At 66.2% G+C, this 23,780-nt stretch carries 21 protein-coding genes; 17 read left to right on the top strand and 4 right to left on the bottom strand.

The genetic code is table 11. The annotated features are described in order from the left end of the window. Positions 1-320: 320 nt before the first annotated feature. The 4 genes from FFS15_RS08665 (at position 321) to FFS15_RS08650 (ending at position 6,394) form a co-directional block, all read left to right on the top strand. On the top strand, positions 321-968 hold the full coding sequence (locus tag FFS15_RS08665; RefSeq protein ID WP_137844628.1) for a DNA methyltransferase: 648 nt from the start codon (positions 321-323) through the stop codon (positions 966-968). Then, a complete protein-coding gene (locus tag FFS15_RS08660) occupies positions 961-4,293 on the top strand; it encodes a DEAD/DEAH box helicase family protein (protein WP_137844627.1) in 3,333 nt (1,110 codons plus the stop codon). Before FFS15_RS08665 ends, FFS15_RS08660 begins: the two co-directional genes overlap by 8 nt. Position 4,294: 1 nt before the next feature. Then, positions 4,295-5,329 (top strand): Eco57I restriction-modification methylase domain-containing protein, encoded by a 1,035-nt coding sequence (locus tag FFS15_RS08655; protein WP_137844626.1) that lies wholly within the window; start codon positions 4,295-4,297, stop codon positions 5,327-5,329. A 321-nt stretch (positions 5,330-5,650) separates the two neighbouring features. After that, positions 5,651-6,394: a site-specific integrase gene (locus FFS15_RS08650; RefSeq protein WP_171013133.1), complete on the top strand. Its 744-nt coding sequence runs from the start codon at positions 5,651-5,653 to the stop codon at positions 6,392-6,394. 424 nt (positions 6,395-6,818) lie between these two features. On the opposite strand, the gene FFS15_RS08645 is transcribed toward FFS15_RS08650, so the two are convergent. Beyond that, the gene (locus FFS15_RS08645) at positions 6,819-9,362 is read right to left on the bottom strand and encodes an MMPL family transporter (RefSeq protein ID WP_137844624.1); all 2,544 of its coding nucleotides are present in this window, start codon (positions 9,360-9,362) and stop codon (positions 6,819-6,821) included. A gap of 73 nt (positions 9,363-9,435) precedes the next feature. Between FFS15_RS08645 and FFS15_RS08640 the strand changes: the two genes are divergently transcribed. Next, on the top strand, positions 9,436-10,008 hold the full coding sequence (locus tag FFS15_RS08640; protein ID WP_137844623.1) for a TetR/AcrR family transcriptional regulator: 573 nt from the start codon (positions 9,436-9,438) through the stop codon (positions 10,006-10,008). A 22-nt stretch (positions 10,009-10,030) separates the two neighbouring features. On the opposite strand, the gene FFS15_RS08635 is transcribed toward FFS15_RS08640, so the two are convergent. Beyond that, a complete protein-coding gene (locus FFS15_RS08635) occupies positions 10,031-10,465 on the bottom strand; it encodes an Lrp/AsnC family transcriptional regulator (protein ID WP_137844622.1) in 435 nt (144 codons plus the stop codon). 152 nt (positions 10,466-10,617) lie between these two features. Here FFS15_RS08635 and FFS15_RS08630 point away from each other — a divergent pair, with 152 nt between their 5' ends. Beyond that, positions 10,618-11,793 (top strand): aminotransferase class I/II-fold pyridoxal phosphate-dependent enzyme, encoded by a 1,176-nt coding sequence (locus FFS15_RS08630; protein WP_137844621.1) that lies wholly within the window; start codon positions 10,618-10,620, stop codon positions 11,791-11,793. Beyond that, positions 11,790-12,500 carry a transporter substrate-binding domain-containing protein gene (locus tag FFS15_RS08625; RefSeq protein WP_137844620.1) on the top strand — a complete coding sequence of 237 codons (711 nt, stop codon included), beginning with the start codon at positions 11,790-11,792 and terminating at the stop codon, positions 12,498-12,500. Before FFS15_RS08630 ends, FFS15_RS08625 begins: the two co-directional genes overlap by 4 nt. On the opposite strand, the gene FFS15_RS08620 is transcribed toward FFS15_RS08625, so the two are convergent. Beyond that, positions 12,497-13,180 carry a hypothetical protein gene (locus FFS15_RS08620; protein WP_137844619.1) on the bottom strand — a complete coding sequence of 228 codons (684 nt, stop codon included), beginning with the start codon at positions 13,178-13,180 and terminating at the stop codon, positions 12,497-12,499. The genes FFS15_RS08625 and FFS15_RS08620 overlap by 4 nt on opposite strands. A 217-nt stretch (positions 13,181-13,397) precedes the next feature. Here FFS15_RS08620 and FFS15_RS08615 point away from each other — a divergent pair, with 217 nt between their 5' ends. The 10 genes from FFS15_RS08615 (at position 13,398) to FFS15_RS08570 (ending at position 22,833) form a co-directional block, all read left to right on the top strand. After that, positions 13,398-14,414 carry an oxygenase MpaB family protein gene (locus FFS15_RS08615; protein ID WP_212743129.1) on the top strand — a complete coding sequence of 339 codons (1,017 nt, stop codon included), beginning with the start codon at positions 13,398-13,400 and terminating at the stop codon, positions 14,412-14,414. After that, positions 14,414-14,710, top strand: a complete 297-nt coding sequence (locus tag FFS15_RS08610) for a hypothetical protein (protein WP_137844617.1) — start codon at positions 14,414-14,416, stop codon at positions 14,708-14,710. Before FFS15_RS08615 ends, FFS15_RS08610 begins: the two co-directional genes overlap by 1 nt. Before the next feature lie 24 nt (positions 14,711-14,734). After that, positions 14,735-16,141: an aldehyde dehydrogenase family protein gene (locus FFS15_RS08605; RefSeq protein ID WP_137844616.1), complete on the top strand. Its 1,407-nt coding sequence runs from the start codon at positions 14,735-14,737 to the stop codon at positions 16,139-16,141. Then, the gene (locus FFS15_RS08600; protein WP_137844615.1) at positions 16,138-17,226 is read left to right on the top strand and encodes an NAD(P)-dependent alcohol dehydrogenase; all 1,089 of its coding nucleotides are present in this window, start codon (positions 16,138-16,140) and stop codon (positions 17,224-17,226) included. The genes FFS15_RS08605 and FFS15_RS08600 overlap by 4 nt, the downstream gene beginning before the upstream one ends. A 44-nt stretch (positions 17,227-17,270) precedes the next feature. After that, on the top strand, positions 17,271-18,053 hold the full coding sequence (locus FFS15_RS08595; protein ID WP_137844614.1) for an SDR family oxidoreductase: 783 nt from the start codon (positions 17,271-17,273) through the stop codon (positions 18,051-18,053). Between the two features lie 506 nt (positions 18,054-18,559). Further along, positions 18,560-19,471 (top strand): ATP-binding cassette domain-containing protein, encoded by a 912-nt coding sequence (locus tag FFS15_RS08590; protein ID WP_137844613.1) that lies wholly within the window; start codon positions 18,560-18,562, stop codon positions 19,469-19,471. Further along, positions 19,468-20,274 (top strand): ABC transporter permease subunit, encoded by an 807-nt coding sequence (locus FFS15_RS08585; RefSeq protein ID WP_137844612.1) that lies wholly within the window; start codon positions 19,468-19,470, stop codon positions 20,272-20,274. Before FFS15_RS08590 ends, FFS15_RS08585 begins: the two co-directional genes overlap by 4 nt. A 17-nt stretch (positions 20,275-20,291) precedes the next feature. Beyond that, entirely contained in the window at positions 20,292-21,578 is a 1,287-nt protein-coding gene (locus FFS15_RS08580) for a histidine kinase (protein ID WP_137844611.1), read from the top strand. After that, on the top strand, positions 21,575-22,264 hold the full coding sequence (locus FFS15_RS08575) for a response regulator transcription factor (protein WP_212743128.1): 690 nt from the start codon (positions 21,575-21,577) through the stop codon (positions 22,262-22,264). Before FFS15_RS08580 ends, FFS15_RS08575 begins: the two co-directional genes overlap by 4 nt. 119 nt (positions 22,265-22,383) lie before the next feature. After that, a complete protein-coding gene (locus tag FFS15_RS08570; protein ID WP_137844609.1) occupies positions 22,384-22,833 on the top strand; it encodes a DUF805 domain-containing protein in 450 nt (149 codons plus the stop codon). Positions 22,834-22,870: 37 nt separating this feature from the next. On the opposite strand, the gene FFS15_RS08565 is transcribed toward FFS15_RS08570, so the two are convergent. After that, positions 22,871-23,617 (bottom strand): hypothetical protein, encoded by a 747-nt coding sequence (locus FFS15_RS08565; RefSeq protein ID WP_137844608.1) that lies wholly within the window; start codon positions 23,615-23,617, stop codon positions 22,871-22,873. Between the last annotated feature and the right edge of the window lie 163 nt (positions 23,618-23,780).

Genomic DNA, 23,780 nt, shown 5'->3' with positions numbered 1-23,780 from the left:
GCAGCCGATCGAACTTGGATCGAATGCCCGCCATGCCTGTGGACGTCTTCTAGACCCGCTACTTGCGGCTATTGGTTATCACGTCGGTCCTTGCGAGTGGGGCTGGCGGTCGCGTCATCCATGATGGACACAGAGTCCCGTCGCCGTGGCAGGCGCTCCCCGGGGATGTTCGCGCAGAACCCTCAATCACGTTTCGCTTGATCGTCCGACGTGTCACGCGTGCCGCTCAATGACACGCCGTGTCAGTGACGCACGGCATGATGGTTCTATCCGGCCATTGAAGGGAAAGCGCCCGTGATGCACACCAACGGAGGCGCTTAGTGACGGCCTTGGTGATCGAGGAGCGCATTGTGAAGTCTCGGGACCGGGTGAGAGCGTACGGCGAGGTGTTCACGCCGCGCCACATGGTCGACCAGATGCTCGATCTCGTCAGCAAAGACCTTGAGGACGGGCCGGACTTCGTCGATAAGACGTTCCTCGAACCGGCCGCTGGTGACGGGAACTTCCTCGTCGCGATCCTGCACCGCAAGCTCCGGGCCATCGAGGAGCGCCTCGCGCCCGAGGTGTGGGCAGACGAGTCCCTTTTCGCGCTGGCGTCGATCTACGGAATCGAACTGCTTAAGGACAACCACGAAGATGCCCGGGCGGCCATGGTCGCCGAGTTCGTCGGCTTTCACGCGAGGCATGACGTACCGCATGGCCCCGACACCGACCTGATGCGCGCTGCATCATTCCTCGTCGACACGAACATCGTCCGCGGCAACACTCTGACCGGCCGCGACTGGCGTGGCGCTGATATTCATTTCTCCTGGTGGACTCGCCTCCCCAACACTGCTGGCATGGTGCGGCGCGAACCGTTCTCGCTAGCTTCCTTGCGGGAAAGCAATGCCTTTGACTTCACCGTCTACGACACGTACGCGGTGTGCCGAATCGACCGCGTCCATGAAGAAGTGAGAGCCGGTGCCTAGCCCGAACATCAGCACCTTCCGCGAAGTTGTGCCCTACATCTATTCCTGGACAACCCCCGATATCCCGAAGTACGACGGGTGGGAAAAGATTGGTTACACCGAGCAGGAGTCCGCGGAGAAGCGGATATCGCAGCAGGCCAGTCAGCTCAACATCACGAAGGTCAAGCGGTGGGCGTATCGCGCGGCGTTTATTACCGAGGGCGGTGGGACGTTCCGCGACTCCGACTTTCACGCGTTCCTCAAGCAACAGGGCATCGAACGCGAGATCGATTCCGCGAATACTCCGAGCCGCACGGAGTGGCACAGGTTCTCGGGCGCACCGAAGCCGAGTCAGCAGTACTTCCTCGAGTTCGCCTCGAAGTCCTTCACTACACCGGCCGGCGAGTCCCAGGATGACTACGAACTGCGCCCTGAGCAGCAGCAGGCTGTCGCGCAGGCGCTGTCCGCGTTCGGCCCGCAAGGTGCTGGTGAGGTCCTGTGGAACGCGAAGCCGCGATTCGGCAAGACGCTAACGACGTACGACCTGGTGCGGAAGATGGATGCCAGGCGCGTCCTGATCGTCACCAATAGACCGGCCATCGCCAATTCTTGGTTTGACGACTATCAGCGGTTCATCGGCCATCAGACCAACTACCAGTTCGTGTCCGACTCGCCGTCGCTCGCCCACCGCGGCCCAATGACCCGCGAGCAGTGGAGGGCATACTCCCTGGCGCACGTGGACGAGGATCCTCGCATCATTGAGTTCGTGTCGCTCCAAGATCTCAAGGGATCCAAGTACTTCGGCGGCTCCATCGACAAGCTCAAGGAAGTCGCCGACATCCACTGGGACTTGCTCGTCATCGACGAAGCGCACGAGGGCGTCGACACGACGAAGACCGATGTTGCGTTCACCCAGATCACGCGCCGCCACGCGCTGCACCTGTCGGGCACGCCGTTCAAGGCGTTGGCGTCAGGACGCTTCGGCGACGACCAGATCTTCAACTGGACGTACGAGGACGAGCAGGAAGCCAAGGAGTCGTGGGCCGACGACTCGGTAGACAACCCGTACGCCCAGCTCCCGACCCTGAACCTGCTGACCTACCAGCTCTCGCGGATGGTGGTCGACCGGCTTGCTGAGGGCGTCGCTCTAGACGAAGAATCGGGGAACGTCGACTACACCTTCGATCTGGCGGAGTTCTTCGCCACCAAAGAGAACGGCTTCTTCGTCTACGAGGCTGACGTGGCTCGGTTCTTGGATGCACTGGCAACACAGGAGAAGTACCCGTTCTCCACACCGGAGCTACGTGACGAGATCAGGCACTCGTTCTGGCTGCTCAACCGGGTTGCGTCCGCCAAAGCGCTGGAGCGGTTGCTCAAGAAGCACCCCATTTTCAGCGCGTACACGGTCATCCTGGCCGCCGGCGACGGTCGACCGCACGTCGGCGAGAACGATGGGCTCGACGAGGATGCCGACGACTCGGTGACGGTCGGGAAGTCGCTCGACAAAGTCCGCGCGGCCATCGCAAAGGCCGAGGCTGAGGGCGGCAAAACGATCACACTGTCCGTGGGTCAGCTCACGACCGGTGTCACCGTGCCGGAGTGGACCGCCGTCATTATGCTGTCCAATCTGTCCTCGCCAGCTCTCTACATGCAGGCGGCCTTCCGCTCGCAGAACCCATGCACATTCATGCGCGGCGACACAGTGTTCCAGAAGAAGAACGCCTACATCTTCGACTTCGCGCCCGAGCGCACGTTGACGATCTTCGACGCGTTCGCGAACAACCTCGCCCCGCACCCGCCCGTGGATGCCGGCGAGCGCAGAGAGAACATCCGTCGTCTGCTGAACTTCTTCCCCATCCTGGGCGAAGACACCGAAGGCCGGATGATCGAACTCGACGCCGCGCAGGTCCTCACGTTCCCACAGATGTTCAAAGCTCGTGAGGTCGTCCGGCGGGGATTCTTGTCGAACCTGCTGTTCGCGAACGTATCTGGCATCTTCCGGGCCATTGAACACTTTCAGGACATCCTCAACCAGCTCCCCGTCGCCAAGGAGAAGAAGGCCAAGAAGGGCGATGCCGTCGAGGTCCCGATCCCGCCGCCCACCACCGATGCCGATGGAAACGTGCAGGTCGACGTCGGCACCGTCATCAACCCGAAGATCGCCGAGCTTGGCAAGCCGATTTACTCGGACGACGACGTGCCGCAGTTCGATCCGGCCACGACGAAGGCGGCTGCGGCGGCCAAGCTGATCGCCGAAGTCATCACCGAGAAGGCGCGCGAGACGCGGGTCAATGTCGCGGCCGAGTACGGGATGACTGCGAAGCAGGTCGAGAACGACGAGAAGACCACCGAGGCGCAGGTGAAAGCCAAGGTGGAGCGCGCCTACGTCGACCACCAGATCACGTTGAACCACATCGAAGCTGAAAGCAGGGACGCCGCAACCGAGGCCGAATCTCTGGCCGTCAATGCGAAGAAGGCTGAGGCGAAGGCCGAGCTCGACGCGCAGGTGCTCGCCATCTTCCACAGCACGCTCGACAGTGTCACCGAGACCGTTGTCATGCGTGAGGAGACGAAGAAGGCACAGTCGCAGGCGGACAAGACGATGGATGCCGCCCGCGACCACCTGCGCGGGTTCGCGCGCACCATCCCGATGTTCCTCATGGCCTACGGCGACCGCCAGACCACGCTCGCCAACTTCGACGACTACACCCCGGACAACGTCTTCCACGAGATCACCGGGATCACCGAAGACGACTTCCGTAAGCTCCGCGACGGCCGCGAAGTGACTGACCAAACCACTGGAGAGATCACTCGCGTCCCGGGCCTGTTCGACGAGGCAGTCTTCAACCAGTCGATTCAGGAGTTCCTGAACAAGAAGGTCGAACTCTCCGACTACTTCGACCCGGCGCTGACTGAGGACATATTCGCGTACATCCCTCAGCAGAAGACTTCGCTGGTGTTCACCCCGAAGCCGGTCGTGCAGATGATGTGTGACACGCTGGAAGAGGCGAATCCGGGCATCTTCACTGACCCGGCCAGGACGTTCGCCGACCTGTTCTCCACCGCGGGACTGTTCTGCATGGAGATCGTCCGCCGGCTCGACAAAGGCCTGGCCGACGCCATCCCTGACCAGGACGAGCGGCTACGCCACATCCTCACCCGCCAGGTCTTCGAGATGAGCCACCACGAAATCCTGCACGACATCACCCTGGAGGCTGTCAGCGGCGGTGTGGCCGAGCGCCGGGACTGGTTGGAAACCAGTGGGCACTTCCGAGTTGGGGACCTTGCCCGCATGGCCCCCGAGGAACGCGAGCGGATAGTCGACGAGATGCTGGGAGACAACTGACATGACCAAGAAGTTCGATGTTGTGATCGGCAACCCTCCCTATCAGGAGGAGGCCCAGGGCGAAGGTACCCGCGACACCCCGATCTACCACCAGTTCATGGATGCTGCATACGAGGTCGGGACAAAGGTGGTGCTCATCACGCCAGCTCGCTTCCTCTTCAACGCTGGCTTCACGCCCAAGGCGTGGAACGAGAAGATGCTCGCAGACCCGCATCTTTCGGTCCCGGTCTACGTCCGCGACAGCTCGGAGCTGTTCCCGGGCACGAAGATCCGTGCCGGCATTGCAGTCACTTACCGCGATGCCGACCGCGAGGGCGAAGCGATCGACACTTTCACGCCGTTCCCGGAGCTCAACTCGATCCTGCACAAGGTTCGCGAGTCGGGGACGGCGTTCATCGAGTCTCTGGGCATCACGAGTTCGCGCTCCTACCGATACGCCGACAAGTTGTACGAGGATTACCCAGAGGCGCTCGAACTGCGCCCCGAGGGCAACGCCGCGTTGGTCAACACCAATGCGTTCGAGATATTCTCGTTCCTCTTCCACGAGACCCAGCCGGCCGACGGCAACGATTACGTTCAGATCCTTGGCGTGATCAAGAACAAGCGCTTCCGTCGCTGGATTCGCAGCGACTACCTGTCTGGTCCGGAGAGTTTCGACAAGTACAAGGTTGCACTTCCCGCGGCGAACGAGAACAACAAGCTCGGTTGGATGGCGGCACCTGAGATCGTTGAGCCCCGTGTCGCCGTCACGCAAACCTTCCTGACGATCGGAGCGTTTGCGACTGAGCCCGAAGCGCGAGCCTGCTACTCGTACGTCAAAACGAAGTTCGCCCGCGCCATGCTCTACGTCTTGAAGGTGACCCAGCACAACCCGCGCAGCACATGGAAATTCGTCCCCGCCCAAGACTTCACGTCCGCATCCGACATCGACTGGTCGAAGTCGATCCCGGAGATCGACGCGCAGCTCTACGCAAAGTTCGATCTCGACGCCGCCGAGATCGCGTTCATCGAGGACAACGTCACACCGCTGGAGTGAGTGGCGACGCCGGCAGGGACACACCGGCAGGCCATCACTTTCCCACCTTTCTGACGATCACGTCAGCCTGGTGAGATGACTGCATGGCCGACGCCGGAAGACGGCGCATCACGATCACTTCCGGTCGGGTTCTCGATAAAGGACGTTGCGCGGATCGACACCGCACTCGAGGCGCATCACGCGCCCTCGACCCTCGACAGCTACGGCTCAGCGTGGCGAGGGTTCGAGCGCTGGTGCCACGAGCGCGGATTCACGCCGCTGCCGGCTGCACCCGAGGTCGTCTGCGCCTACATCACCCGTCAAGCCGAACGCGGTCTGACAATGGGCATGGTCACCAGCACCCTCGCCGCCATCGCCCACTGGCACACCTCTGCCGGCATGAGCAATCCCACCGACTGCGAACTGGTCCGACGCGTCCGCCGCGGCCTGCGCCGAATCCTGGGGGTCGCACCCCGCCGCCGCGCCCGCCCGCTGCTGGTCGAAGACCTCCGCCACATCTTGGCTGCCGTCGATCGAACCACCGCGGCCGGAAAGCGTGACGCCGCGCTCATCCTGCTCGGTTTCGCCTCAGCTCTGCGCCGATCGGAACTCGCTGCGCTGGACCTCGCGGACATCACCTCCAAACCGGGTGGACTGCTGATCACCGTACGCAGGTCCAAAGGCGACCCCCACGCAGCCGGCCAGACAGTCGCCGTCGCCGAGGGCCGATGGGCTGACTCTGACCCCCTGGCAGCGATGGACGCCTGGCTACACATCCGCCCCCGCGCGGCAGGGCGCGTGTTCACCCGTGTGCACGCGAATGGCACCGTCTCGGGCCATCCGATCACCGCCGCCAGCGTGGCGCGCATCGTCAAGACTCGCGCGCACGCGGTGGGATTCTCCGCAGACCGGATCACCGCCCACTCGCTGCGCGCCGGTCACGCCACGTCCGCCGCGATGGCGGGTGTGTCGCTGGACCGAATCGCCGCGCAGACGCGTCATCGCGACCTGACGACGCTCGTGAACTACTACATCCGGCCCATCGAGTCGATGACGACGACATCGAGCCGGCACCTGGGCCTGTGATCCGTGCCGCACGCCTTCGAAGTCGCTCGTGCGAGCCCGGTTCCACATCCGGGCGTCGCGTGCACGCAACGGCGTCCGGCACGCTCGATCAAGCAGGTCTGTGCGGTCTTGGATGCGGGCGAGCACGTCGCCGAGTGTGGGAACCTGTCCGCACACGAGGACGCTGACACGTGCGTATGCGGCCACCACGCCAGCGTGGTCGGGCGGGAAGGCCGCGGACGACGCGTACCCGGCCTCCGGTCGCTCGATCGAGGCAAACCCGGCCTCCCGGCTGTGCGCATGCACGTCGGCTGAGGGCTCCGCGACGGAGGCCGCAGTCCGGGTGAGATGCAGGGTACGCGTGCGTCGTTTAGCGCTTGATGCCCGTGACAGACGAGCCCGGTCACAGATGTCACCGAGTGTGAAGGTCTCCGCGTGGAATCGCTCAAAGACCGCCAGATCCTTGATGGCTACCGGGAGCCGGCGCATCCGCTGCTGGTGCATCGGCGTGGTGGCGACGCTCGAGCGCCGCGCCCTCGACGTCCGCGTTGGGCATGATCTTGTCGAGCCAGCGGGGGATCCACCAGGCGGACTTCCCGAGCAAGTGCATGAGCGCGGGCATCAGCAGCATCCGTACAACGAATGCGTCGATCAGGATGCCGAAGGCCAGGCCGAAACCGAGTGAACGAATGATGGTCGATTCGGAGAAGATGAAGCCGCCGAATACGGCAACCATGATGAGCCCCGCGGCGATGACCACGGATCGGCCGGCGCGGAAGCCCTGGGCGACGGCGAGGCGCGCGGGCGATCCGTGCACGTAGGCCTCTCGCATGCCTGAGGCGAGGAAGAGCTGGTAGTCCATGGCGAGCCCGAACAGGATGCCGACGAGGATGACCGGCAGGAAGCTGAGGATCGGCCCGGTGCTGTGGATGCCGAGGATTTCGGCGCCCCAGCCCCACTGGAACACCGCGACCAGCGCGCCGTAGGTGGCGAACAGCGACAGGATGAATCCGCCGGTGGCGATGATCGGCACGAGGATCGATCGGAACACCAGGATCATGATGAGAAGCGAGAGTCCGACGACGACGGTCAGGTACAGCGGCAGCACGTCGGCGAGGTTCTCCGAGATGTCGATGTTGATCGCGGCCTGACCGGCGACCCCGAGCTCGATGTCTCCGTTGATGGGCGGCAGTTCGCGCAGGTCGCGGACGAGCGCGTCGGTGCTGGCGCTGTTCGGACCTTCGGCGGGCACGACCTGGAAGGCGGCGAGCTCGCCATCATCCGATACGGCGATCGGGGCAACGGCGACGACGTCGTCCAGCTCGGACAAGGCCCGTGCGACGTCGACCTGTGCCTGCAGCAAAGCGTCGTCGTCGAGGCCCGCGGGCAGGTTCGCCACGACGAGAAGCGGGCCGTTCTGGCCGGCGCCGAAGGCCTCCTCCGTGGTCGTGAACGCCGTATACGTCGTGGATCCGGCGGGCTCGGAGCCGCCGTCGGGCAGGCCGAGGCGCATTGACAGGGCGGGGATGGCAACGATGAGCAGCGCGATCGTTGCGGTGATCACGGTGAGCACAGCCCGCAGCGTCGACATCGGACGCGCCTTCGTGTCCTCGTGGTGCTCCTCACCGATGCGGGCTCGCGCCTTGCGGTTCAGCACTCGCAGGCCGATGAGTCCGAGGAGGGCGGGGGTGAGCGTCACCGCGATCAGTACGGCGATGAGCACAGCGATCGCGCCCGCGGTGCCCATCAGGCCGAGGAACGGGATGCCGGTCACGTTGAGTGCGAACAGCGCGACGATGACCGTGGCGCCGGCGAAGACGACGGCGTTGCCGGCGGTGCCGTTGGCCAGTCCGATCGACTCCCGCAGTTCGGCGCCCTGGATCAGCTGCTTGCGGTGCCTGTTGATGATGAACAGCGAGTAGTCGATTCCGACCGCGAGGCCGAGCATCACGCCCAGCACGGGTGTCACCGAGGCCATCTGCACGACGCCGGAGAAGGCGAGCGTGCCGACAGCGGCGACAGCGACGCCGAAGATCGCGGTGACGAGGGGGAGCGCCGCAGCGATGACGGTTCCGAGCATGACCATCAGCACGATGCCCGCGATGATGACGCCGATGATCTCGCCGACGCCGATGATCTGGGGGACGCCTTGGGCGATCTCGGTGGAGAACGATACGTCGACGCCGTCGATCGGCTCGGACTCGAAGTGCTCGACGACGGACTCCTTGGCCTCGGCGGAGAGCTCGAGGCGCGGTTCGGTGAAGGCGACGTTCACCAGCGCAGTCGATCCGTCTTCCGAGACCACGAGGATGCCGGCCGACAGATCGAGCAACTCCGCACCCAGCTCGAGCTTCTCGCTCTGCGTCACGAGCTCCGCGCGGCCCTCGTCGATCGTCGCCTGCTGGGCGTCGAGCTCCGCGCGACCGGCATCGAGCTGCGCCTGCTGCGCGTCGAGCGTGGCAAGCTGCTCAGCCGGTGCACCGGCGGCCTCGAGCTGCTCTCGTGCGCCGTCCAACTGCGCCTGAGCCTGATCAAGCTGCGACAGGCCGGCGTCGAGCTGTGCCTGACCGGCATCGAGCTGCGCCGTTGCGTCCGCGATCTCGGCGCGCCCGTCCTCGATCTGGGCCTGCTGGTCGGCGCGCTGCGTGTCGGCCTCGAAGGGGTCGACGACCGCCGCGACGTCGGGAAGATCCTGAGCGCTCGCGACCATCGTGCCGATCTGCTCGCGCTGGTCGTCTGTGAAGGCCGAGCCGTCCTCGGTCTGGAACACCACGGTGCCTGAAGCGCCACTGAAGTCAGGAAGCTTCTCCTGGAGCTCAGCGATGACGGTCCCCGATGCCGTGCCGGGGATGTCGAAGCTCGTGGTGAGCCCCTTGAAGCCGATGGCGAATCCGACAGCGGCGACCGCGAGCACGATCACCCATGCGACCACGACGGTCCACGCGCGCCGTGCGGTCAGCTTGCCGAGGCGGTACAGCAGTTCAGCCATCAGAGATCCTTCCGGAGAGTCGGATACATGATACGCAACGGTTCGTCTCGCAAATGCCGATTATGCTGTGAGGATGCCGGAGCGTCGTCGTGGAGCCGTGCGGAGCGAGGCCGCCCGCACGTCGATCCTCACTGCAACCGCGCGGCTGTTCGCCGAGCGGGGCTACGACCACCTTTCCATCGAGTCGATCGCGGCGGCGGCCGGAGTCGGCAAGCAGACCATCTACCGGTGGTGGCCGTCGAAGGGTCACCTGGTCGCGGAGTGCCTCCTCGAAGGGATGCTGCTGCCTGAGCGGCTGGTCCCACCCGACACCGGAGACCTCCGTGCAGATCTCATCGCGTGGCTGGAGGAGATCTTCCGCGTGCTCGCGAGCCCGAACGGCGACGGTCTGATGCGATCGCTCATCGCCGCAGCGGCCGAAAACGATGAGGTGGGCAAGCGCCTCGGCGCGAGCCTCGGAGCATTGTCGCTCCTGTCGCGGTTCGACGCCCAGGACGACGCATCAGGGCGACCCGTGCCGGCAGCGCGTGAGGTCGTCGAGTCCCTTGTCGGTGCTGTCGTGATGCGCGCGCTCAGCCGCACCCCGATCGAGCCCGGTGACGCCGAACGGCTCGTGAATGCCATGCTCGGACCCGATCCGACCTGACGGCTCTCCGCCGCGCGGCGATCTACGGCTCGAGAGTCTTCATGACGACGAAGCTCGTGACCGCGCCGAGCTCGGGGAGACCTGCGAGGGCCTCAGCATGAAATCGCTCGTAGGCAGCGAGGTCCTTGACGTCGACCTGGAGAAGGTAGTCGAACGATCCTGTCACGTGATGGCAGGCGGTGACCGCGGGGAGTCGAGTGACTCCGCTCTCCCACGCGGCTACCGCGTCACGGGCATGACGAGACAGGCGCACGCCGACGATGACCCGCAGCCCCCGATCCATGGCCGACGGTCGGATGACCGCGCGATACCCGGTGATGATGCCATCGTCCTCGAGCCGACGCACCCGACGAAGGCACGGTGAGGGCGACAGTCCGACGGCTTCGGCGAGGTCTGCGTTGCTGATGCGCCCATCCCGTTCGAGGACGGCGAGAATGGCGCGATCGATGTCATCCATTCGGCAAGGATATTGCGTCCCATGCGCAACTGTCAGCATGATCTGCCGCGTTCTTAGGGCGCAATCATCGTGCTATGTCGTGGGCCCACGATCAGTGACGCTGTAGAGGCGCCAGAATCGTCGTGTCGAAGAGTTCTGTCGAGGAGAGTGGAATGACAGGCGCCAGCACCCGCACGATTCACGCGGATCGGGACGTGAACCCCACCCAGGCCATTGCGCCGCCGATCTACCAGACGGCGAACTTCTGGGCCGACGACCTCGCAGCTTTCGCCGCGAGCGCCGTCGAAACGCGAGGCACCTCCTTCTACACCCGCTACGGCAATCCGAACCATGCGCAGGTGGCGGCTGTTGTCGCGGAGCTGGAGGGGACCGAAGCGGCCATGGTGACGGCATCCGGAATGGCTGCGCTCACTACTGCCGTGCTGGGGCTGATCTCATCCGGAGACCACGTCGTGGGTCAGGTGTCGACATACGGCGGCACGGCATCGGTGCTTCAGAATCTTCTACCCCGGCTCGGCGTGTCCACGACGATGGTTGACCAGACCGACACCGCGGCATTCGCCCGAGCGATCACGACGAACACGAAGCTCGTTCTGCTCGAGACACCGAGCAATCCGCTGCTGCAGGTCACCGACCTGGCGGCCGTCGCTGAGATCGCGCACGCGAACGGTGCCCTCGTCCTCGCCGACAACACCCTTGCCACGCCGATCACCCAGAGGCCCGCGGAGTTCGGCGCCGACGTGGTCTGGCACAGTGCGACCAAGTACCTCAACGGACACTCGGATGTGTCCGCCGGCGCCCTCGCAGGCTCCGCTGAACTGCTTGATCGTATCTGGGATGTCGGCCTGCTGACTGGGGCGGTGCTCGGCCCGATCGACGCATGGCTGCTCCTCCGCGGGCTCAGGACGCTTCCGATCAGGGTGGAGCGCCACAACGCGAACGGGATGGCGCTCGCTGAAGCACTCGAGAATCCTCCCGCGGTCGCCGCGGTGCACTACCCAGGGCTGGCAAGTCATCCGCAGCACGCGCTCGCGACCACGCAGATGAGTTCCTTCGGTGGCGTGCTCGCGATCGAGCTGGTCGGAGGCGGAGAGGCCGCCGGCGCTTTCCTCGGCAGGCTTACTATCTCGCGGATCGCTGCAAGCCTCGGCGGGGTCGGGACGCTCGCGGTCCATCCCGCCTCGATGTGGCGGGGGATGCTCTCCGATGAGCAGATCGTGGAGGCGGGAGTGCCGTTGGGGCTCGTCCGCATCGCTGCGGGCTTGGAGGACACCGCTGATCTGCTCGACGATGTGATTGCTGCAGCCGACGCGATGGACGCAAGATGAAGCTCCGGGTCGCGTACGTCGAGGAGCCTCCCTTCTGCTCGACCGCGGAGGACGGATCCGCGACGGGTGCTGACATCGAGCTGGCGGACCTGGTGCTGAGGGCAATCGGCGCGACATCGGTCGAGTTCGTCCCGACCACCTTCGGAGAGCTGCTCGCCGGCGTGGATGTGGGGAGGTGGGAGCTCAACGTGCCGATCTTCGTGACGCCCGAACGAGCCGAGGTCGTTGCGTTCAGCCGCCCCGTGTGGGCACTCGTCGACGGTCTCGTGGTGAAGGCCGGCAACCCGAAGGGACTCACGAGCTACAGCGCTGTGGTTGAGCGCGAGGACGCGTTACTCGGGGTCATCCCTGGGCAAATCCAGATGGAAGCGGCGCGGAATGCTGGTGTTCCCGATGCGCGCCTGATCACGTTCGCTGACCAGCCGAGCGCGGTCGCAGCGCTCCTCTCTGGTGGAATCGACGCCTTTTCAGCCACCGCGCTCGGAAACAGAGCGATCGCGGTCACCCATCCCGGGCTCGAAGGTGTCGCTCTGGACAGCGGCGGGGGCCGGGCACCGGTCGGCGCGTTCTCGGTCCGCAGAAGCGATCACCGGCTCCTGCGCGCAGTGGACGATGAGCTTCATGGCTACATCGGATCCGACGATCATCGTCGCCGGATGGCGAAGTACGGAATCGGCGTGTCAGAGATCGACGGCGTGGCTGGCTAGCGGTCGAGGAAGGTGACTCCGGCGCCGTTGAGGAAGACGTCGATGCTCAGGTCGAGCTGTCGTTCGGTGTAGGTGTTCACGCGTGAGTCGGCAATTCTCGAGAGGTTGACGAAGTCGGCCCGAGAACGGCCCTCCAGCGCGCGCCGCAGCAGCTGAAGTCGTGATGACTCCTGGTTCGGCGATATGGAGACGATGTCGCGCGCGAAGGCCATGCAGATGTTGGTGAGGAGAGCGAGGCATCGCACGGCGGACTCGTCGTCGAAGCCCGCCTCGATCATCTTCTCGATCACTGCTTCAGTGGCTTCCAGCGCGACGGTTGCCAGCGACTCCTCGACACGGAGGTGCTCCACGAGCACGCCCGTCGAGATGACGCTGTCGGTGAACCCGCGTGCGAAGGTGCGGCAGGCATCCTGCCACGTGCCCTGTGCGGCGACCTGCACCGCTGAGAAGGTGTCCGAGAATGCGTCGAGGGCCATGAGCCCCAGGAGTGTGTCTCGGTCGCTGACGTGATGGTTGAGGGTCTTGCGGTCCACTCCGAGTTCGTCGGCGACCGCTTTCATCGTGAGGGTGTCGGGATCAAAGCCCCGCGCGGCTTCTACGATGCGGGCGCGGTCGATCCCGGCGCGCTCACCGCGCGTCCTTCGCGATGCCGGTACCGCTTTCGCCGCCGAAGCGGTCACGATCGATCACCGTCCATGATTTGACACTACTCGCTCTGGCATTTAAATTCCCCATGGGGGATTATTCCCCATGGCGAATTCAATCCGATCAACAGGGAAGTTGACGATGGCGACGGCGACGAAGACGAAGACGAAGACGAACGGCGAGAACCCGAACGTGCTGAGCAAGGCAGAGCTCCTCGGCACGGAGCGCAGGTGGCAGCGCTTCGGCGCACCTGTGGCCGCGGGTGACTCTCTGAATGAGGACGGGACGCCGGACTACGGCGTGTTCGGACCCGGCAGTGCGGTGTGGGACGTGCTGCTGCACCCCGCAGTGATCGTGTTCCACAACTGCATCCAGGGGTTCGCGCAGACCAAGTACAAGCCGATCGACGCGGCGATTCGCGACCTCGACCCGATCGCCCGCAAGGGCCGCGACGGCACCCTCACCTTCTTCGGCGCGTTCGAGCGGCTCCAGCGCAACGCCGGCATGCACGCGCCCATGTGGCTCGGGGACACCACCACCGCCAAGCTCATGGCCAAGCACCTGCACAACATTCACCGCAAGGTGAAGAGCGACATCATCGACAGCGGCGAACCGGAACTGGGCGGCTATTCCGCCAGCGACCCGCGCGACGCGATGTGGGCATCGCTGACCGAGATGCACCCGATGCTGCGCGTCTACGAAGGCTTCGCCTTCCGTGACGGCAAGGCCCCGCATCGGTTGCCGGCGGCGACGCGTGATCAGTTCATGGCGGAGTCGGCAGCGTACGTGCGCCTGCACAATGTGGATGCCGAGGAGGTGCCCACTTCGATGGCCGAGCTCGCCGCGCTCTACGACAAGTACAGCCCGCTGTTCCAGCACACCGACACCATGAAGTACTACCCGCCGACCGGCGAGGTGATGACCGACACGATGGCGGCGTCGATGAAGAAGAACTTCACCTTCTCGCAGTTGCGGGCGATCGGTCCGCTGATGAGCCAGGCCGTGCTCTTCAACACTCCGCTGACGGGCGTGCTGTCGGGCAAGTTCCGCCGGTCGATGGGAATCAAGCAGGGCTCCTTCAAGGACCGCTGGTCGATTGTGTCAGCCAAGCTCGTGCTGCCCGTGGTGTGGGTAATGCAGCAGCCGCCCATCGAGCGCTACTTCATGCGCCTGATGTGGGGACCGGACGGCGTGCGGCTCATCGAGTCGGCCCGGGTCCTGCACAAGAAGGTCAAGGCCGAACGCGCCGCCGCAGGGGTGGTCGCCTGATGTCCGCCACCGTGGGCACCTGGAATGTCGAGATGAAGAGCCCGTTCGGCAACCAGGCCTTCGATCTCACCTTTGCTGAAGACCCCGCCACCGGAACCATGTCCGGTCCGCAAGGCCAGATGCAGGTCGACAACCTCGTCTTCGACGACGACGACACCGTCACCTTCACCGTCGATGTCGCCAAGCCGATGAAGCTCCACATCGTCTGGCAGCTGACCGCCGAGGGTGACTCCCTCAGCGGGTCTGCCAAGGCCGGGGCGTTCCCCGCACAGAAAGTGACCGGCACGCGCGCGTAGCGCGGCCGAGGAGGAAACGCCCACATGTCTCTCACCACCACGACACCGGCAACCGCTGCCGGCACACCCGCCGACGAGGCGGGCATCGCCCGGGCGGGGTTCAGGTCTGGGATCACGAAGCCCCTCGCCTGGCGGCGTGAGCAGCTCGCTGCGATCGATCGGATGCTGGCGGAGAACGTTCCCGCCATCGAAAAGGCACTGCACGCTGACCTCGGCAAGCCGGCCATCGAGACCTACCTCGCTGAGATCAGCTCCGTACGTACAGAGACGAAGGAGCTGCTGCGCAACCTTCAGCGGTGGACGCGTCCCCGCAGGGTGAAGGTGCCGTTGGCGATGCAGCCAGCGTCGGCCCGCGTCATCCGTGAACCCCTCGGCACGGTGCTGGTCATCTCGCCGTGGAACTACCCGATCCACCTGCTGCTGATGCCGGTGGCCGCCGCGATCGCGGCCGGGAACGCGGTCGTGATGAAGCCGAGCGAACTCGCGCCCGCGACATCCGACCTGATGGCACAGCTCGTCCCGAGGTACCTCGACCCGCGTGCGGTTCGCATCGTCGCCGGCGGTGTCGACGAGACGACCGAGCTGTTGGCGGAGCGCTGGGACCACATCTTCTACACCGGAAACGGCGCCGTCGGCCGGATCGTGATGGCCGCCGCAGCCAAGCACCTCACCCCGGTCACGCTCGAGCTGGGTGGCAAGTCGCCGGTGTGGGTCGACCGTTCTGCGGATGTCGCTGCTGCGGCGCACTGGCTGGTGTGGGGGAAGTTCCTCAATGCGGGCCAGACCTGCGTGGCACCGGACTATGTCATGACCACCGCCGACGTCCTTCCCGACCTGGTTGCGGGACTGCGGCGGGAGATCACCGCGATGTACGGCGAGGATCCGCGCACGTCACCGGACTTCGGCCGCGTCGTCAACACCCGCCACCTCGACAGACTGGTCGCGCTGCTGCCCGCGGGTGGCGCCGAGATCGGCGGACAGTCGGAGCGTGAGGAGCGGTATCTGGCTCCCACCGTGCTCACCAAGGTGGCGCTTACCGACCCCGTGATGGGACAGGAGATCTTCGGACCGATCCTGCCCATCATCACCGTCAGCGGCGTCGACGAGGCGATCGGCATCATCAACGACGGCGACAAGCCCCTAGCCATGTACCTCTTCAGTAAGGCGACCAGCGTGCAGGACGAATTCCTGGCCCGCACGTCGTCGGGGTCGGTGGGCATCAACGCACCGATGCTGCAGCTGGGTGTCTCGTCCCTTCCGTTCGGGGGAGTCGGCGAGAGCGGCATGGGTTCGTACCACGGCGAGCATGGCGTGCGGACCTTCAGCCACGAGCGCGCGGTGCTGTCCAAGTCCCGCGGCGGAGCGCTGATGGCTCTGGCCCAGCCCCCCTTCACGGCCAAGAAGGTACGGCTCCTGCGAGGAAAGTCATGACCACCACGACTGCAGCCGTCCTCCGTGAGCCCGACGGCCCATTCCTGCTCGAGGCCGTCACCCTTCCCGATCTCGGCCCGCGCGATGTGCTCGTGCGACTGGTCGGGGTCGGGTTCTGCCACACCGACGTCACGCCACGCGATCTCGCCGCCTACGTGCTCCCGGCGATCCTGGGCCACGAAGGCTCCGGCATCGTCACCCAGGTCGGCGCCGGTGTGGACTCCGTCCGCGTCGGCGACTCGGTCGTGCTCAGCTTCGCGTCGTGCGGGCGCTGCGCTCACTGCCTCGGCGGCCAGCCGGCGTACTGCGACGAGTTCATGGCGCTCAACCTTGCCGGTCGGGACCTGCAGGACGGCACGGAGGTCATCGATTCCGCGGGTGAGCCCGTGGGAGGCCGCTGGTTCGGGCAGTCCTCCTTCGCGCAGTACGCGATCGCGAAGGAACGCAGTGTCGTCGTCGTGGACCCCAAGCTGCCGCTGGAGCTGATGGGTCCCCTCGGCTGCGGAATCATGACCGGCGCCGGTGCCGTGCTGAACGAGATGAAGCTCGCGCCCGGCCAGTCGGTCGTGGTGTTCGGCGCCGGCGCGGTGGGGCTCTCCGCCGTGATGGCCGCGAAGCTTGCCGGAGCGACAGACATCGTCGCCGTCGACCTTCATCAGTCCCGGCTCGACCTGGCGGTCGAACTCGGTGCCACCCGCACCGTTCTGGCCAGCGCGCGCAATCTCGACGACAAGGTCCGCGGCGACAGCGACGGCCTCGACTTCGCGCTGGACACCACGGCACGCGAGTCGATCATGTCCCTGGCGATTGACGTCGTCCGAACGGGAGGCAAGATCGTGCTCGTCGGCGCGGGCAGCGACAGCGTGACAGTCTTCCCCACGCAGCTCGTCGGCAAACACCTCACCTACGTCTTCGAAGGCAGCTCCGACCCGCAGGTGTTCATCCCCACCCTGATCGAGCACTGGCGCGACGGACGATTCCCGTTCGACCGTCTCGTCACGACTTACCCGTTCGAAGACATCAACACGGCCGAAGCCGACTCACGGTCCGGCCAGGCGATCAAGCCCGTGCTGCTGTTCCGGTAAGTCGACCGAGACGGCTGCGCACCAAACCCACCTATGGAGATGACATGACCAGAACGTCCGTCGTGACCGGTGCCGCATCCGGCATCGGGCTCGCCACCAAACTACTTCTCGAGAGCCGCGGCGAGCGCGTGATCGGCGTCGACCTCCGCGACGCAGACATCCAGGTCGACCTCACCTCAGCCGACGACCGCGCCCGCATGGTCGAAGAGGTGCGGAATGCCTCAGGAGGATCGATCGATGCGATCATCGCCGTCGCCGGGCTGGCGCTCCCCATCCCGGCAACCGCGAGCGTCAACTACTTCGGCATGGTCGCGACGCTGGAGGGGCTGCGCCCTCTCCTGGCCGGGTCCGACTCACCGAGAGCCGTCGGGGTGGCATCGTTCGCCAGCATCGGCCCCGTCGATGACCAGCTCACCGCGGACTTCACCTCCGGAGACGAGGCGGCGGCGCTGGCGCGCGCGACCGAACTCGCCGCCGACCCGACGGGCACCGGGATGCTGATCTACCCGTCCACTAAGAAGGCGTTCGCCCAATGGGTGCGTCGATCCTCGATCACTTCGGAGTGGGCCGGCGCCGGCATCCCCCTCAATGCGATCGCCCCCGGCGTCATCAGCACCCCGATGATGAGGGATGCACTCGCCAGCGAGCAAGGTCGCAAGATGGTGGCCGCGGCCGTACCGATGCCACTCAACGGGTTCGCCGACGCAGCGGTGCCCGCTCGTCTCCTGGCCTGGCTCGCGGGAGTCGAGAACACGCACATCTGTGGACAGGTGATCTTCGTCGACGGCGGCGGCGACGCCACGGTCCGCGGCGACTCCACCTGGTGATCGAGCCTCCACCAGCTGAGAGCGAAGGCGCTTCACACCGACAGTTTCATCAGGCTGCGTGAGGCGCGGAGGTCATCACTTTCCCACCTCAATCACCCAGGGACGACCGCGGCTAACCCGATACAATCGGAGCATTCGAACCGTCCGGTTCCCTGTAAACACAAGGGAACACGCGGGTTCTCAAGACATCCGGTGGGATTCGGAAATCGCCCGAATCCTCCAAGGGGTCGCAGGTTCAAATCCTGTCATCCCGACTGGAAAGTCCCGGGAACCTGAGGGTTCCCGGGACTTCGTCGTTTGTGAGACGTAGACGCGGCGCTCGCCGTGTGATTCTCGGCATCCCATCGCCGAGACGACGCAGAAGCCAAGCAGAACGCCGACAGGCAGCACTCTGCGTCGTCTCGCGGCCTCCAGTGTCGGCCGATGTACCGGAGTACCACTTCGCCAGGGCAATGTCCTCCCACAGGGGGACGCGCTCCGGCATACCGCGCTCGTAGCGTGGGGGCATGATCGTTGCAGAACAACTCACCAAGCGCTTCGGCGACAAGACCGCGGTCTCGCAGGTCTCGTTCACCGTGCAGCCGGGAAAGGTCACGGGATTCCTCGGGCCGAATGGCGCCGGCAAGTCCACGACGATGCGCATGATCGTCGGCCTCGACCGACCGACATCGGGCACCGTCACCGTGAACGGCAAGCCGTACACCCAGTTGCGGGCGCCGCTCACCGAAGTCGGGGTGCTCCTCGACGCCAAGGCGGTTCACACCGGGCGCTCCGCCCGCAATCACCTGCGGGCGATGGCGGCAACCCACGGGCTGGGGCGCGCGCGGGTCGACGAGGTCATCGAGCTGACGGGCCTCGGCCCGGTGGCAGGCAAGCGTGCGGGCAAGTTCTCGCTCGGCATGGGTCAGCGACTGGGCATCGCCGCGGCGCTGCTGGGCGACCCGCACACGGTGGTCCTCGACGAACCGGTCAACGGCCTCGATCCCGAGGGGGTGCGGTGGGTGCGGCAGTTCGTGCGGCATCTCGCGTCCGAAGGGCGCACCGTGCTGCTCTCCAGCCACCTCATGAGCGAGATGGCGCTGACCGCCGACCACGTCATCGTGCTGGGTCGCGGGCAGGTGCTCGCCGACGCCGAGCTGTCCGAGCTCGTCGGAGCGTGGACGAGCAACACCGTCCGGGTGCGCTCGCCGCGTCTCAGCGAGCTCGCCGCAGCCGTCGCCGGGCCTGACATCACCGTGACGACGACCGAGCCCGGGCTCGCCGAGATCAGCGGCGTGACCGCGGCGTCCATCGGCGACCTCGCGGCCTCGCTCGGCATCCCGGTGCACGAACTCATCTCTCGCACCGGCTCGCTGGAAGACGCGTACCTCGCGCTCACTGGCGAATCGGTCGAGTACAAGTCCAAGGAGATCTCATGACCGCCCTCGCCACCGAGCCCGCGCTGCACACCCAGGCAGCATCGTCACACCATCGCCTGAGCTTCGCGCGGGTGCTGCACAGCGAGTGGATCAAGGTCATCACGCTGCGCTCGACCTGGTGGTCGCTCGCGGTGGCCGCCGCGCTCTCGGTCGGCATCTCGGCCATGATCGCGGCAGCGTCGCAGAGCTTCGGGGGCGAGTTCCCCGCGGTGAGCGCGATCCTCTCACCCTCCCAGTTCACGATGCTCGTCGCCGGCATCCTCGGAGCGATCGTCATCACGGGTGAATACTCGACGGGCATGATCCGCTCGACGCTCACGGCAGAGCCGCACCGCGGCACCGTCGTCGTGGCGAAGGCTGTGGTGGTGTCGGCGCTGATGGCGGTCACGACCGTCGTGAGCTACGCGATCGCGATCGCGGTCACGGCGCCCATCCTGTCGACCGGCATCGACTGGTCGGAGCCCTCGCAGTCGGTCGTGCCCCTCGCGTACGGGGTGCTGTCGATGGTCTCGTTCACCCTGCTGGGCCTCGGGTTCGGATTCATCGTCCGCAACGGCGCCGGCGCGATCGCGGCCACCGTGGGCGTGCTGTTCGTGCTGCCGATCGTCTTCAGCCTGTTCGCGATGGCGGGCGAGGACTGGATCTGGATCGTCGAGATGTCGCAGTACCTGCCGATGAACGCCGCGTCGTACCTGTCGACACCCGGCGCGGAGGACGTGCTTCCGTCGCTCTTCGCACTCCTCGGCTGGGCGATCGTCCCGCTCGTCCTCGGATGGGGCGTCCTGCGTACACGCGATGCGTGACGCGTAGAGTCGACCGGATGCCGCAAGCAGCCAGTGATCCCGTCGTCGGTGCCGCTCCCGGTGCCGACGACGGGTTGCTGCTGCCACGGCCTCCCGGAGTGCTGCGACGGTTCTGGTCGCGGCATCCGCGCATCACCGACGCGCTGGTCGCCGGCGCCGCGCTCCTCCTCTCGCTGCCGGTCGCGACGTTCCGCTCCGGATTCCCGACCCAGCCGAGCGCGACCGAGACCTGGTTCGCGGTCGGGGTCGTGATCGTCGCGTGCGCAGCGCTCCTCTTCCGTCGCCGCCACCCCCTCGTGGTCTTCGCCGTCTGCCTCGTCCCCGCGCTCGTCCTCCCGCCGAGCCTCGTGCCGGCGACGCAGATCCTGCCCGCCTTCGCGCTGTACGCGGTCGCCGCGTACCGCTCGAACCGCGCGGCGTGGACGTGCTTCGGCATCGCTGCCGCCGCGCTCGCCGCGGCTACCGTCGTCGCCGCCATCAGGGCGCCGGCTGAGCTCGGCCTCCTGGCGACATCCCTCATATCGGGGCTGGCTGCGATGCTCATCGGCGCGCTCATCGGCACGAACGTGGGCAACCGCCGCCGCTATCTCGAGGCACTCATCGACCGTTCGCGGCAGCTGCTCGTCGAGCGCGACCAGCAGGCGCAGCTGGCTGCGGCCGGCGAGCGCACGCGCATCGCGCGCGAGATGCACGACATCGTGTCGCACAACCTCACCGTCGTCGTCGCGCTCGCCGAGGGAGCGACGGCGACCGCCGATGCGGAGCGCGCGCGGGCGGCCACACAGCAGATCGCCGACACGGCTCGCGGCGCCCTCACCGAGATGCGCTCGATGCTCGGCGTGCTGCGGGATCCCGATGCCCAGCCCGGAGCCCTGCTCGTGCCTCTCGAGTCGATGAGCGTCGCGGACGCCGTCGAGGCGGCCCAGCGCGCCGGATTCCCCGTCGTGCTCCACAGCGAGGGCGGCTTCGACGATCTGCCTGCCGACGTCCGGTTGGCGATGCTCCGCATCGTTCAGGAGTCGCTGACCAACGCGATGCGTCACGCGCCGGCGGCCTCGTCCATTGAGGTTCGCCTCAGCGTGGGCGCAGGCACCGTCGATGTGTCGGTCGTCAACGACGGCGTGCCCGCGTCGACCCCGCCCGCCGAGGTCGGCATCCGCGGCGGTTACGGGATCCCGGGCCTGCGTGAGCGCGTCGCGCACGTCGGGGGCACCCTGACTGCAGGACCGGGCGACGGCGGCCGATGGGTCGTCCGGGCGAGCCTTCCCCTGCGCGATGCACCGACCGAGGAGCAGAAACCGTGACCGATCGCATCCGCGTCCTGCTGGTCGACGATCAGGAGCTCATCCGGCTCGGGTTCCGTCTGGTGCTCGAGGCGGAGTCCGACATCGAGGTCGTCGGCGAAGCCGCCGACGGTGACGAGGCCGTGCGCGCCGTCGCGGCCCTCGCTCCCGACGTGGTGCTCATGGACATCCGGATGCCGCGTGCCGACGGCATCGCCGCGACCCGCGCGATCGTGCGGGCGCATGCCGCGACCCGCGTGCTCGTGCTCACGACGTTCGACCTCGACGAGTACGCGTTCGGAGCGCTGGATGCCGGTGCGAGCGGCTTCCTGCTCAAGGACGCGCAGCGCACCGAGCTGACGGCCGCGATCCGGTCGGTGCATCGCGGAGACGCGGTGCTGGCGCCCGCCGTGACGCGTCGGGTGATCGAGCGCGCCACCCGCGGCGGCGGGACGGCGAACCCCCTCCCGCCCGACGGAGCGAACGACCCGCTCGGCGACCTCACCGAGCGCGAACGCGACGTCTTCCTGGCGATAGCGGAGGGCATGACCAACACCGAGATCGCCCAGAGCCTCTACCTCAGCGAGTCGACGGTCAAGACGCACGTCGGCCGGGTTCTCGCCAAGCTGGGCGCGCGCGACCGTGTTCAGGCCGTCATCATGGCGCACCGCCACGGGTTGGTCGACCCCCGCCCCGGGCGCTCGTGAGCATTGCCGGCCGAGTACCGGGAGTGCGGATGCTGATGTCCGTTCCACGGTGAGGCAACGAGCCGGGTCGACCGCGCCTCGTCGTCGGCAGTGGGGGCGGTGGGGCTAAAGTGTGCCGCATGGGCACAACGACCTCGCCGACGCTGGCCGAACCGCTCTACGGCGCGTCCTTCACGCAGGCCATCGGTCGATTCTTCCGCAAATACGGCACCTTCTCTGGCCGGGCCAGCCGCTCCGAGTACTGGTGGTGGCAACTCGCGACCACATTGGTATACATCGCCCTTGCGGTCCTGGCCCTGGTGATCGGCTTCGCGACAGGGGAGCTGAACGCGGACGGGGACGTGTTCTACCTGAGCGCGGCCTTCAGCATCGGGATTGCGCTCATCGCCGTCTGGGCGCTGGTGACACTTGTCCCGCAAGTCGCGGTCGCCGTGCGCCGCCTCCACGACGCCAACCTCTCAGGCTGGCTCGTACTGCTGCGCCTTGTGCCCTCAGTGGGCGATATCATCCTCCTCGTACTCACCGTCCAGCCGTCAAACCCTGATGGCGCGCGATACGACGAGCGGTAGTCACTTTTCATCAGGGGCTGATCCCGCGCAGACGCCGCTACGGGGCCTCGTTCCCGGCTGCCGACAACTCCGAGTGCTCCGCCTCAGTGTCGACGCGTCGGGGAATGAGCAGCCAGACCACGACCGCTGGGACAAGCGGCGCGACCGACGCATAGACGATGTCGGCACCGCCGAGGACGATCGCCTGGTACGCCAGGATCGCTGCTGCGCTGAGGACATACGACGCCACCCCCACCACGTTCCGTCGCGCGGGAGAGAGGCCGCCGGCCGCGATGAAGGCGAGTATGAAGTTGATGACGAACGGTCCCACGAACAGTCCTTGGGTCTTCATGCTCAAGGACTGTTCTGCGTCGATCGTGGCGCCGGCCAGGATGGCGAAGGCCACCGATATCACGGCGTAGCCCACGAACGCCAGCGATGCGGAGACCAGCGCCCGCACGAGACGTTCGAAGACCGGCGGAAGAACCGCGAGCAGACCTTGCGGGTGCCGTTCGTAGAACGCGACGAGCACGCTGAAGGTGAGTGTCTGCACGAGTACCTCCGGCATCCCGATCGCGTGATACCAGAGAGGCAGCTGCGTGTAGACGATGCCTTCGATCGAGGACGGTGCTGCAGCCGACGTTGCCAGGATTCCGATGCCGACCAGAAGCAGCCAGAGCCACAGCCAGCCCAGTCGCCCCGCGAGGACGCCCCGGAAGGGCAGCAGGACGACGGCGATGATGATCCCGCGCAGGACCTGGACGACGGGGCCGATGAACAGCGATACCGATCCGAACTCGACCATGTAGTCGCGGATGATCGGCTGGGCGAACAGCGACGCGACCCCGGCCCGCGGGGCTGGCAGAGGCGAAGGTCCTAGGCGGGATCGCGCTCGGGCCCAGGCGGCGAGAGCAGATACCCGGTGAGTACCGCCCTGACGAATGCTGAGTGCGATCCACGGTGAGTCG

This window comes from Microbacterium sp. 2FI (genome assembly GCF_005502885.1).
Taxonomy (GTDB): Bacteria; Actinomycetota; Actinomycetes; order Actinomycetales; family Microbacteriaceae; genus Microbacterium.
This window is presented reverse-complemented; position numbering and strand designations above follow the sequence as displayed.